Source organism: Sphingobacterium nematocida, assembly GCF_900168125.1.
In the GTDB taxonomy this organism is placed as follows: domain Bacteria; phylum Bacteroidota; class Bacteroidia; order Sphingobacteriales; family Sphingobacteriaceae; genus Sphingobacterium; species Sphingobacterium nematocida.
This window is the reverse complement of sequence record NZ_FUZF01000021.1, coordinates 37,017-49,472: the sequence shown is the minus strand read 5'-3', so window position 1 is coordinate 49,472 and position 12,456 is coordinate 37,017. Positions and strand designations below refer to the sequence as shown.

Here is a 12,456-nt window from a genome sequence, read left to right as displayed (position 1 = left end):
AGCGTATGTTTTTTAGAAAGAAAATTTTTTTTCAAAGAAAATTTGTCTACATTCGTTTTAGGGATTGCACCCATGCAAACCGCAGGCTATCTATGATTTATGAAGTGTTATTGACCTTAGGTATAATCCTCTTGGGATTTATGGTCTACATGCAGTATGTTAAAACTGGGAAGGTTTATCTTTTTCAGGATGCTGTTAATGTACGCCTCTCTACTTGTTATTCTGACGAAGAAGTTCATCAGGATACAGGGCGTTCTTTGGTCAAGTTGCGTTTGGAATTATTATCCCTATCTCCATATTATAGAGGTGTTTGTGTTGAAGAAATAGGCTTTTTAAAAAAAGATAATATACGTTTTAGGCAGTTTTCTCCTTTGTATCTTACCGATTCAGCCCATGACAGAAGAGCACGGGAGCTTTTTCTTTTAGTAGATATACGGCTAGTTCCTGAGATCAGACTGAATGGGTTAGAACTTTATATTAGTGGATATTTGGAATGCACAGAGCAAAGTAAGCATGCTATTTACCAGAAATTTATAGTTTTTGAGCGCCCAGCAATTTTAGATAGTGAAGAGGAAAAGTACCTCGCTTGATCGTCTGTATTGCAATAAAGCTAATTTATCTCCGTATTTTTGTGATTGATTACCATTACAGTGGAGCCCATGATTGTACGTAAAAAGGAAAATTGGTTTAGGATGCTGTTCATCTGGCATGGCTCCGTATTGCCGCAGTTGTTACCACGGCTATCCTTGTTATTTATCCTATCTATTGGCGTGGTGTATTTTCACGGGACCTTATTTTCTTATAAAGTACCGCTGAATCCTGTTCCCTTTACTTTATTTGGTTTTGTTCTTGCTTTATTTTTGGGATTTCGTAATAATGTGAGCTATGATCGTTTTTGGGAGGGACGAAAATTGTGGGGAGCTCTACTGAATGTGTCCCGATCACTGACTCGTCAATCATTGACCCTAGGGCAGAGAAAAATAGCAGCAGAAACTATACAGGAGTTTGTCTATTTGATAGGGGCATTTATTGTATCGCTAAAGCATCAATTACGGTTCACGGATCCGAGTGATGAGTTGAGGGCGCGTGTTTCTATTTCGGATTATGAGATGCTTATGGAATCAAAGTATAAGCCAGCTGTTGTTTTGATGTTGATGGGTAGGTGGGTTCAAAACATAAAAGAAGAAGGATATATTGATTCAATTCAACAGGCCAGATTTGATGAAAATCTAGATAAACTATCCGATATTTTGGGCGGTTGTGAACGTATATCTTCAACACCTATACCTTATAGCTATAAGGTTCTATTACATCGTACTGTTTATATTTATTGCTTGCTATTACCGTTTGGCTTAGTGGATAGTCTGAGCTGGTTTACTCCCTTTATCGTTGTCTTTATTGCTTATACCTTTGTTGCTTTTGAAGCCATTGCCGATGAGATCGAAGAGCCGTTTGGTCATGAAGCCAACGATCTGGGGCTGAATAGTATGAATATCATGATTGAAGAGACTATTCGTGAACTGATTGGCGAATCGGTTAATCTTCCAGAGAACGGAGGTGATGCTACCGTCAAAATAGTAGACTAGGACTATTTTTTGATATATGGTTGACTACTTGTATTACTGTAACTAATGTTACGCTAGAGGATTAGGATCTTTGGTATCTTTGGTCTCTAGTCAAAGTAAGAGGGGTGTCAAGTCGTCAAATAAATAGTATAGTTACATGGATTCACAAATTATAGGGTATGTTCTAGCAATTTTTGTTGGTATTTCTCTGGGGCTTATAGGTAGCGGAGGATCGATTCTGACTGTTCCTATTCTGGTTTATATTATGGCGGTAGAACCCGTACTCGCTACGGCTTATTCTCTTTTTGTTGTAGGAGCCACATCTTTGGTTGGAGGCATGCAGAATGCTTTGCAGCGAAAAGTAGATTTCAAGACAGTTCTAATTTTTGGCATACCTTCTATCGCTGCGGTTTATTTGACAAGAGCCTATCTTATGCCGTTGATTCCGGAGATTATTTTTACCGTCGGCGACTTTCAATTTACTAAAGCAATAGGATTGATGGTATTATTTGCAATCGTTATGATTCTCGCGTCAATTTCTATGATAAAGCCATGTCGTAATTGTAGTGATTCGGAAGAGGTCCGTATACAGTACAATTACCCAATGATTTTATTAGAGGGTAGTTTAGTTGGTGTCTTGACCGGTCTCGTTGGAGCGGGGGGAGGTTTTTTAATCATCCCAGCCTTGGTCCTTCTTGCTAAAATGCCAATGAAGCTTGCTGTTGGTACTTCTTTATTTATCATCGCGGCTAAATCGCTACTCGGCTTTATAGGTGATCTACAGGGCAATGAAATCATTGATTGGAATTTATTAGTGATTTTTACTGTACTATCAATCTTGGGTATTTTTGTAGGAATCTACTTGTCTAAAAAGATTGAAGGAAAGCGCTTGAAGGTCGCGTTTGGATGGTTTGTTTTATTGATGGGAATCTATATTTTCATTAAAGAATTATTTTTATAACAGGAAGGGACTGGTCGCATCCTGATTTTATGTCCCCATTAAAAAAGTAAAAGATATGTTTTTTCAACATGTGTACGATAAGAGTTTAGCTCAAGCGAGTTACTTTATCGGTTGTCAGGCCAAGAACGAAGCTATTGTTATCGACGCGCAGCGTGATATAGATGTGTATTTGCATATTGCAAAGCAAAACAATATGAAGATTACACATGTCACAGAAACACACATTCATGCGGATTTTCTGAGTGGATCAAGAGAGTTGATTGCTGCCACTGGAGCCGAACTCTACTTGTCTGCTGAAGGAGGTCCTGAATGGCAGTACGAATTTGTACATCAGGGATTGCGACATGGAGATACCATTCGCGTTGGTAATTTGAGTTTAGAGGTGTTGCATACACCTGGGCATACGCCCGAGAGTATTAGTTTTCTATTGACAGACCATCCTGCTACCGAAAGTCCTGTGATGGTGTTTACAGGCGATTTTGTGTTTGTTGGTGATGTGGGGAGACCTGATCTATTGGAAAAAGCTGCGGGACTGGTCGGTACACAGGAAAAGGGTGCTCGACAATTGTATCAATCGATCAAACGGTTTGCTCAACTCCCGGAATACGTGCAGATCTGGCCAGGTCATGGCGCAGGCTCTGCCTGTGGCAAGGCGTTGGGGGCAGTGCCTAGCACTACTATTGGGTATGAGAAGATTCGAAACTGGGCATTTCAATATCCTCAAGATGAAAAAGGATTTATTGCTAATCTCTTAGACGGACAGCCAGAACCACCGACCTATTTTGCAATGATGAAACATCTTAATAAAGTCGATAGACCATTGCTTGTCGAGGTTCCGCAGTACCCGAAACTAACAAGAGATCAGTTTCTGGAAGCGTATTCAAAAGGCCTAACTGTGATCGATACCCGCAATAAAGTTGATTTTGCAAAGGGATTTATACCGAATAGCCTGAATATACAGGGAAACAACTCTTTTGCAACTTGGTGTGGGTGGTTGCTAGATTATCAACAACAGTTTATCCTTGTAGCCGAGGATCATAAGATGGAGGATCTCACACGCAAGTTAATGCGGATTGGACTAGATAATATGTACGGGTATATTTCTAGTGTCAATGATTTAGATATAGATTTAGAACAGGAGACAATTATTGATATGGAGGAGTTTAAATCTTATATCGGAGATCCTAATGTACAGATTGTAGATGTGCGAGGGGCTTCCGAATATCTAGAATATCATGTTGAAGGAGCAGAGCATATTTTCGTGGGGACTCTGACCAAAAATCTGGATAAGTTTAATAAGGACAAGCAAATTGTTATTCACTGCCAGAGCGGAGATCGTTCTACAATAGCACAGTCTTTATTGGCAAAACATGGTTTCAAGGATGTCAAAAACTACTCGGCGGGAATGAAGGAATGGAGGTTGCATTTCTAGTGATAATGCTTCTATCTATGCTAAAAGGAGTGAGCAGAGGTAACAAATCTGTTGTCTAGTTGAATATTAACGAGAATTTAACATTTAAAAGCATTCATCTCCGTAACTTTGGGTATTCATAATTTAGGTTAATAATTGGTTAGTTTAGAACGCCTGTAGCTCCCCGCTACAGGCGTTCTTGTTTAGAAAAATAATCAAGCATTTCCTCTAAATAGAAGCTTTTTAGAGACTTTCTTCTATTTTTACGGGTCAGCGTATTAATTCGAACATTATTTGCTGATCGGAATCAATGTTATTGAACTTATTTCAGGAAGTGTTAGACCTTGAATATCTAATGCATTCAGTTTTATTTGTAATCCAGCATCTCCTATGGTCTGTTGGGATATTTCGATAGTGCCCACTTCTTTATTTGTAAATTGGTTTTCTTTTTCTGCCGAAAAATGATGTTTCAAGAGCTGATCACCCATTTTGATAGCGATTATTCCAGCATGTTTCTGATTCGGGAGATAATTGATAACAACCTGGTATTGACCGGGTCTTTGGATTTTGACATCCCACACGACCTGATCATTTTTGTCTGCCCACGCTCCTATAGCATTGGGACGGTTGGGATTATGTGTTGTTGCTCCTATCAAGCGTATTCCCCCGCTACCTGTCAACCGGGCATTGTTTGCTGTCAGGACGATCCGCCCATCTTTTTGTGTCTGTATCTGACTCTGTATAACCTGTGGTGTTCCCTTAATTTCTGTTACGATAACCAAAGGCATCTGTCCGTTAAAATGCTTTGGTAATAGGATGGTTTTGCCCGCGGCTGTACTTTTTATTTGTAATTTTTTTCCTGATACCCCCATGATATGAGCGTTTTGGATAGCGCTGGACAAAGGTACTGTAATCGATCCATCGGCAGGAATGTCAAAGACGTGAAAGTATAATTTTCCTGTCTTTTGTGTACAGTATCCCCAGTCCAAGGCTTGAAAAGGACTGGCTGTAGTCCCGTAGACCGCATCGCCATTTACCTTCATCCATTTACCGATATCTTTTAGCAGCGTTGTTGCTTTTGCTGGTATCGCACCTTCGGCATCAGGGCCAACATTCAGTAAAAAATTACCACCTTTGCTCACTGTTTCTATGAAGAGACGCATGGTTTGATCAAAAGATTTCCAGTTTTGATCATGTGCGCTGTAACCGTAGCTCTCATTCATTGTGTGGCTTACCTCCCAATCCATTCCCGGTAGACCAGTTGGTGGTATGTATTTTTCAGGTGTACCTATGTCTCCATTCTTATTTTCTAATCCATCCCAAAATCTGTTATTTACCAAAATATTTGGTTGCCATCGAATGAGGTCGGTAAGAATACGTTTTGTTCCCCAGCTTTCCCCTTGATGTTTTTTGCTGCTGAAATCAAGCCATAATACATCTAGCGCATCATAGTTGTTCGCTAATTCTTTAACTTGTCCATATAAAAAGGTTTTATAGGCCTCATGGTCAGGTTTGTATCCCGTTGGATTGCTATTTAGGTAGCTTAGGCCTTCATAGGAATCGGGGTGTTGCCAGTCTAGTAAAGAATAGTATGCTCCCGCTTTAAGCCCTTTTTTATGAAACGCTGTTATGATCTCGCCGTATAGGTCGCGTCCTTTAGGGTATTTGTTCCTCCAGTCACGTTGTTTTTCTGGGCAAAAGGCTCTTGACTATTGAATATTGAAAAACCCTCGTGGTGACGAGAAGTGATGATCATGTATTTCATCCCGGCTTCATCAGCCAGGGAGGCCCATTCGTCAGCATTAAACTTTGCTGCTGTAAACTTTGGTTTTAATACTTCAGCATAAGATTTGCTGGGTACCTTGGCCCAAGCTTGGATCCATTCTGCGTAATGCTGAGGGTACTGTTTGCCATCCCAACTACCAGCTGCAGCGCTGTATAGTCCCCAATGGATGAATAGACCAAAACGAGCTTCCCGAAACCATTCCATACGCTTATCTTTCGTCTCTGCCCAACCAGATACTCCTTCGTAAGGGACAGATGTCTCTTGGGCACTGGTGGAGAGTGTCGCTGTAGCAAGAATACCTATTAGACTAATTTTCTTTATGAGGTTCATGTTGTAGAATTTTAGATTCTTAAAATAAGGAAATAATGCTAGATTTCCGATAAGAATTTTGTTGCCCGCTAAGATCGCAGCGTATGTTGCTAGTGGATATGCTTCTTATATTCTTGTTGATGTAGCGATCGATGCGGATGGACCATATTCAATAGAGCTATACAGTAACGAGTCTAGAGAGGATGTCGAGTTGGAGTTCGATCGCAACGGTAATTTTGTAAAAGTCGAGTAACGTTGTCAATACAAATAAAAGGAGGTACTTTAGCACCTCCTTTTATTTCAGTGTTTTATCTGCAATTTTCAATAGTAGTTTTTCCGTAGGCAGGTTGTCCTCTACCCCGACAAAGTAGCTTTCAAATCCAAATTTCTGCAAGAGCTTTTTTGAAGCGATATTATCAGGGTCGATAATTCCAATAATATCTTGTCCTGGAAAGTATGTGCTTGCCAATGTAAGCATCTCCTTACAGATCGATGTCCCGTAGCCCCTTCCCCAATAGTCTTTTTTTAGTATATATCCTATCTCTAGAATCGAAGGGTCATATTTATAGCGTTCCAATTTACAGTCGCCTATAAAAACATTAGTTACAGTAAGGATTTTAAAATATCCTAATTTTTCTTCTTTTTTATTGATCCCTAAAATGGACTTAAACTTTGTTTGAGCCTGCTCTTCTGTTAGTGCCGTTCCTGTTATATAACGCATTAGATCATTGTCGTAAACTAATGTTTTATAGCTATCGAAATCGGACTCGGAGTACTTTGAATAAAATATTTTGTTTTCGTTCATGATTAGTCATTAACCAGCCAAAAGTCACTTTTATGAATATACTTGATTTTGAAAATTTATTGTGTTGCTTATTGTAGTTTATACTTCAGAGTTGTGTTGAGACTTGATATCTGATGGGGATTTCTTTCTCTCGACTATAAGAAACACGTAAACTTTATAAACTTATACACATGTGATCATTTATAGGACCTTTATTAGCAAACGTCGGTATGCCTCTGCTATTTTCATCATTCCTATGTCATTTGGATGGGCATAATCTACGGTAGAATTAATATCAAGTCCAAACTCTTGTTCGCTGACCCAATAGAGGTGCTTTATCCCTTCTCTTGTTAATTTTGCGTAAGTAGCTTTAGCTACTTTAGAAGAGTTGCCATATTCCTGCATCGTATGGATATTTAAGAAGCCAGGAGTGTTCGCCGAACTGTGAGCAGCTAGTACAATGGGCGTCTGCGGATGTTTTTTTCGAATAGTTTTTACCGCATTAAAGATAAGAGATTCGAGGTCGGCAGCCGAACGTTCGGCAGTTAACGCTAAGTTGGGGATACAATCTAGTATGAATGCCGCAGCATCTTCCTGCGTGATCAGATCCAAAATCGGTTGTTCGAGACGGCCGTTTCCAGAGAAGCCAAGGTTAATTACAGGATTCGTAAATGAACGCCCCAATATATTGGTCCAGGCCAATCCAGGTCGCGTAGCACAAGCTCCCTGTGCGATGGAGGTCCCATATACAATAATAGGTTTCTCTTTAGAGTTGTTAACGAATTTGATGGAATTACCTTTGTTGCCTGCTATTTCAATCCATTGCAGACTGTTGTATAAAGGTAAGTAGAGTCTGTATGCTCCGTCATTTGACTTCCCAAGATTTGCAAATACATAATTTATCGTGTCTTTGAAGCTGTAGTTGCCAAATGCCCAGCTCCAGCTTTTAGAAGACTTATCCTGATAATAAAGATCAACACCACTAACACCTGTTGATGGCATATGGGGCATATTTAATCCACTCCCTACCTTATATCTAACATAAACTGTATCGCTATTTGTTTGAAAATCAACATAGCTACCCGCTGTGCTTGTGCCCAGAGACCATACAGGTTCCCTTACACTTCCTTTCAAACGCTCGGGCAATCTACCTAGCGTATTTAATTCCCTAACCTCCTCGACTCTGCCCATTATCAGATCGCTAGAAATCCGAGTATACTGAGCTTGCGCATGCGAATTATTCCAATATAGTACAAATGAGAAAATGCACAAACAATACTTTAAAATTTGGTCTTTATTAAATATCATCATAGTTATAAATTAAAACATTTAGATCAGTTCATGTACCTAGCCCTCTACCTGGAATCGTTAAGATCGATAATCTCATCCGGTTTAAAACCGGTGTAAAATACAGGTTTTAAATAAGTTTTTTTAATCTTAAAGACTAATTCCTTTTTTCCAGGGTATAAAATCATCTTGTTGCAATTGTACAGCTTTCGGGATGATGATACCACTTGCTACTTTTATACAATATTCTAATATTTCTTCTCCGACCTGCTCTATACTTTTGCTGCCATCAATAATAGATCCGGTGTTGAAATCGATAATATCGGGCATGCGTTCTGCGAGCTGATTGTTTGTAGCAACTTTTATCGTTGGACAAATAGGGTTGCCTGTAGGTGTTCCTAATCCTGTGGTAAAGAGTAATATGGTTGCTCCAGAAGCTACTTTGCCGGTAGTAGCTTCCACATCATTGCCTGGTGTGCAAACCAGATTCAGACCTTTGTGTTTGATCCCCTCGGTATACTCTAGTACATCCACAATGGGGGAGGTTCCTCCTTTTTTCGCTGCCCCATTGCTTTTCATCGAATCTGTGATTAAACCATCTCTAATGTTCCCAGGAGAGGGATTCATATGAAAGCCTGAGCCTGCTTGTTCGGCAGAGTGGCTGTATTTTTCCATTAGTGCTATGAATTTATCTGCATGACGTTGTTCTTTCATCCGATCCAGCAATTGTTGTTCTGCTCCACATAATTCCGGAAACTCAGCCAGTAATACAGAACTTCCAAGACTGACTAAGAGATCAGCGGCATATCCTACAGCAGGATTAGCGGATATTCCGCTAAATCCATCACTCCCCCCACATTTTACACCTAGTACAAGTTTATCTAGTGTGGCAGGTTTTCTTTCTGTCTTATTGACTTTGACGAGGGCCTTGAACGTTTCTTGTAAGCAGTTTTGTATCAAGTCGCTTTCTTTACCTACTTTTTGTTGCTCCAGTTGTATTATAGGTTTTGAAAAGTTAGGATTTCTCCTTTTGATTTCAGTCAGGAGATTATCCATTTGTAGGTTTTCACAGCCTAACCCCAGTATACTCGCGCCAGCGACATTAGGATGATCAATATAGGAAGCTAATAGCTTACCCAAGCTTACAGCATCTTGTCTAGTACCACCACAACCGCCTTGATGGGTTAAGAATTTGATTCCATCAATTTGTTTAAATACTCTACTATTATTGGATGTGGTAGGAGATAGATTCAGGGTTTCAATATCCGTTTGACTTTCATAGGCCTGTACCAGAGACTTCACGTAGTCTTGATATATTTGCGGCTTTGCATATCCTAGATTTTCAAGAAGCGCTTCTTTGATAACTTCGATGTTTCGATTTTCACAAAAGACAGTAGGGATAAATAACCAGTAGTTTGCCGTTCCAACACGACCATCTTCACGGTGATAACCATAAAATACGCGGTTGTTGAATTTGCTTACGTCAATGGGGCTCCAGTTGCTCTTAAAACCATTATATTGATATTTGTCCGTTGCATGGATGCTGTTTTCTGTACTCATCCGTTGGCCCTTATAGACGTTTTTGCTCGTTTGGCCGACTTTGACTCCATACATCAGGATATTGTCTCCTTTATTCAGGTCTTCGGTAAAAAATTTGTGTTTTGCAGGGATTTCGTCTTTTAGTACAATCTCTTCCTGATTATAGTTAAAAGTATCTTGCTGATTTAGATCTTCTAAAGCAACTATGATATTATCTATAGCGTCTAGTTTGATGATATTCATTGTGATGCGAATTTAATGGATGAGTTGAAAAATGGATTTTGTATCTAAATCCTGCATATATTTTGTGACCAGTTCGACGAAGCTTGAGTTTAAGCTCAAATCAACTGTCCAGATATTTTTTTGACCTAGAATGTCGCTAGGAGAACTACCTTGAGACAGAGCTTTTTGGATTTGGCTATCCAGAGCTAGTTCTGTCTCATTGAAAAGATGATGACATTTTAAGTAGCAAGCCATGCTTAAAGCTATAGTGGCAGAAGAGGTTGTGTGTAAAGTGTTCCAGGTATGTAGAATGGGGATTACCCGCTGTATCCATTTTTGGGTACTATTTTGAAAAATGGCTTGCCACTGGTGACCGATAAAAGGGTTTTTGAATCTGTCAATTAAAACAGATGCGAATTCATTGATTGTAATCTCTAGAATACCCTTTGTCAATAAATACCGATTGATCTCTGTTCGCATCAGATTCCGTGTCCAATTTTCGATTGATGGATCGTTAAGAGATTCTCGCACGAGTGCGTGTCGTGCTATTATTGCAATAGGGCAAAGTAACGTATGGGTCGCATTCAAAAGTCTTAATTTTAATTCTTTAATGTTTTGAATCGAGTCCATCAGTCTTATTCCTGGATTTGCCGCAGCAAAGGTTATTTTTTCTTTGAGAGTATCGTTTTTTACCTCTATAGCCCATAGGTTGAAGGGTTCAACTGCAATTGCTAATTCATCTTCATATTCCCAGCCCGAAGTTTCTACTTTGCCTGGAACAATCCGGTCTACTAGGGTGTTACAAAAGTGATTAGAGTTTTCAATCCACTCTACAAATGCAGCTGAAAGGTTGCTTTTTGTCGCTATTGAAATAACGATTGCTTTCAATTTGTCTGCATTGTTATCGATCAATTCTGTCGGTAGTATAATCCAACCATTATTTGGATTGCCTGCGAAATGGAGAAAACGAGCGTAGAGTAAAGCCGTAAGTCGTCCTGGAAAACTTTTAGGAATACCTGTTAGGTCTTCGTCCACTTCGACGATACCGGATTCTGTCGTATTGGATATAATATATTCTATATTGGGTTGTTTGGCGATATTTACTAATTGATCCCAATCATGCTGCACGGTTAATACCTTAGAGATACAGGTGACAATTTGTTGGTGTTGTATAATTTCTCCGTTTTCTATACCTTCTGTTTGAATAGTATAGTGGTTATTCTGTTCTTTGAAGGCATTGATGTCACCTTGATTTGTAGATTTGACCAAGACAATGGATCCCTCAAAATCTCCAGTACGATTAGCATGGTCAATATAGAAATCAAGTAGGCCTCTTAATAAAACGCCCGTTCCAAATTGAATGACTCTATCCGTTAATTTCTTAGGATCAGCGATGGATTGATGCGTCAGTTGAATAATTTGACTGAGGTTATCGTTATTAATTTTCATCGATTTAAAGTAGTTCTTCGGATCCATTATCCGATTTAGAGGTCAATAGTAAATGAATTTGAAGATAAATAAAAAGACTATCAGCGATAACGCTGCCAGCGGCTCACTAGGTATTACGGATTAAATATCCGTTTTAATAAATCTTGGTCAGGCATTTCGTGACCACCATCAAAAACAATGATCTCCACGAGCTCTTTGTATTTTTTTTGATAAATGATATCTCTACCTAGAAATGCACCTTTTATGATTTCAAAATTTGTTAGCTTTCTTCGTTTTAATAAGGTGTAAATATCATCTGGAGAAATTATAGCCTCCCTTATATCCTTATTGAAATCCTTTACTACTTTATTATACATTTCCAAGCTATGAGAAATAGGTACGGATCCGACATATCCGTCATGGAGTCCAGTGTACAAGTTTAGTTTGGTACGGAGTCTTTCTTTCGTGGGTGTTTTCATTAATAATGGAGATCTCTTTACGACCTCTTCCGGATTTGGTTTCCCATTAATTACTCCAGTTATCGCAAGTATATCTTTTGCGTAATTATTCTTTCGCTGTAAAGACTCATAGTACCAATCTTCGAGGTTGTAAATACCGACAAAAGCGTGAAAAGATTTGACATTGTGTTTGGTTTTCATGTAGCTGGCAACAGTTGCAAAGCCGCCTCCGCTCACGCCCACCATGTGTATGTTTTGTGTGTCGACTTTTAGCGAGTCAATTGCCCATTGAATGGCATCGTCAATATCCTGAATGACCAGTGCGCTACCTGCAGCGTCTGGATTGTTGTTGGGTCCACGGAAATCCGGGTGAAGGTAATTGATATTCTCCTCCATACAATATTTTAATAAAGGGTCTCGCTGCGAATAGTCCCCACCCCAGGTGTGTAGACTGATGATGAGCGGTTTTTTCGTGTAGGCCGTGCTTTTATAAACATAACACTTCTGCAAAGCTGGACTTATACTAGACTTAATTTCTATCAGGCTTGTTTGGTTGGGCCATATCGCGCTCGTTTTATCATCCCAGTTGATTTTTTGTTGAGCTTGACTAACGGTTACGAATAGTATGGTGCAAAAATATATTATGACTAGGTTTCTCATAACTTAAGATACTAACGGAAAAATATTGTTTCTATAAAAATACTAA

The 12,456-nt window shown here is 39.3% G+C and carries 12 protein-coding genes; 5 read left to right on the top strand and 7 right to left on the bottom strand.

The window, feature by feature from the left end:
* Nucleotides 1–92: 92 nt before the first annotated feature.
* The 4 genes from B5X76_RS18435 to B5X76_RS18420 all read left to right on the top strand — a co-directional run bounded on the left by B5X76_RS18435 (nt 93) and on the right by B5X76_RS18420 (nt 3,958).
* Nucleotides 93–590, top strand: a complete 498-nt coding sequence (locus tag B5X76_RS18435) for a hypothetical protein (RefSeq protein ID WP_139375389.1) — start codon at nt 93–95, stop codon at nt 588–590.
* A 69-nt stretch (nt 591–659) separates the two neighbouring features.
* Complete coding sequence (locus B5X76_RS18430; protein WP_079645399.1) at nt 660–1,586, top strand: bestrophin family protein; 927 nt, start codon at nt 660–662, stop codon at nt 1,584–1,586.
* 136 nt (nt 1,587–1,722) lie between these two features.
* Nucleotides 1,723–2,526, top strand: coding sequence for a sulfite exporter TauE/SafE family protein (locus tag B5X76_RS18425; RefSeq protein ID WP_079645398.1), 804 nt, complete (start codon nt 1,723–1,725; stop codon nt 2,524–2,526).
* 55 nt (nt 2,527–2,581) lie between these two features.
* Nucleotides 2,582–3,958, top strand: a complete 1,377-nt coding sequence (locus B5X76_RS18420; protein ID WP_079645397.1) for an MBL fold metallo-hydrolase — start codon at nt 2,582–2,584, stop codon at nt 3,956–3,958.
* Nucleotides 3,959–4,227: 269 nt separating this feature from the next.
* Here the strand turns inward: B5X76_RS18420 and B5X76_RS18415 are convergent, their stop codons facing one another.
* Together B5X76_RS18415 and B5X76_RS22380 are read right to left on the bottom strand one after the other, a co-directional pair.
* Nucleotides 4,228–5,568, bottom strand: coding sequence for an alpha-L-fucosidase (locus B5X76_RS18415; RefSeq protein ID WP_262507918.1), 1,341 nt, complete (start codon nt 5,566–5,568; stop codon nt 4,228–4,230).
* On the bottom strand, nt 5,565–6,053 hold the full coding sequence (locus tag B5X76_RS22380) for an alpha-L-fucosidase (protein ID WP_079645395.1): 489 nt from the start codon (nt 6,051–6,053) through the stop codon (nt 5,565–5,567). Before B5X76_RS22380 ends, B5X76_RS18415 begins: the two co-directional genes overlap by 4 nt.
* A gap of 58 nt (nt 6,054–6,111) precedes the next feature.
* Between B5X76_RS22380 and B5X76_RS22055 the strand changes: the two genes are divergently transcribed.
* Entirely contained in the window at nt 6,112–6,285 is a 174-nt protein-coding gene (locus B5X76_RS22055) for a hypothetical protein (RefSeq protein WP_176141132.1), read from the top strand.
* A gap of 42 nt (nt 6,286–6,327) precedes the next feature.
* On the opposite strand, the gene B5X76_RS18405 is transcribed toward B5X76_RS22055, so the two are convergent.
* The 5 genes from B5X76_RS18405 to B5X76_RS18385 all read right to left on the bottom strand — a co-directional run bounded on the left by B5X76_RS18405 (nt 6,328) and on the right by B5X76_RS18385 (nt 12,410).
* Nucleotides 6,328–6,837, bottom strand: coding sequence for a GNAT family N-acetyltransferase (locus B5X76_RS18405; RefSeq protein WP_079645394.1), 510 nt, complete (start codon nt 6,835–6,837; stop codon nt 6,328–6,330).
* 180 nt (nt 6,838–7,017) lie between these two features.
* Nucleotides 7,018–8,124, bottom strand: coding sequence for an SGNH/GDSL hydrolase family protein (locus B5X76_RS18400; protein WP_262507917.1), 1,107 nt, complete (start codon nt 8,122–8,124; stop codon nt 7,018–7,020).
* A 129-nt stretch (nt 8,125–8,253) separates the two neighbouring features.
* Nucleotides 8,254–9,885 (bottom strand): UxaA family hydrolase, encoded by a 1,632-nt coding sequence (locus B5X76_RS18395; protein WP_079645392.1) that lies wholly within the window; start codon nt 9,883–9,885, stop codon nt 8,254–8,256.
* A 12-nt stretch (nt 9,886–9,897) separates the two neighbouring features.
* Nucleotides 9,898–11,313: a tagaturonate reductase gene (locus B5X76_RS18390; protein WP_176141130.1), complete on the bottom strand. Its 1,416-nt coding sequence runs from the start codon at nt 11,311–11,313 to the stop codon at nt 9,898–9,900.
* Nucleotides 11,314–11,426: 113 nt separating this feature from the next.
* Nucleotides 11,427–12,410 (bottom strand): alpha/beta hydrolase family protein, encoded by a 984-nt coding sequence (locus B5X76_RS18385; RefSeq protein ID WP_079645390.1) that lies wholly within the window; start codon nt 12,408–12,410, stop codon nt 11,427–11,429.
* Nucleotides 12,411–12,456: the final 46 nt, after the last annotated feature.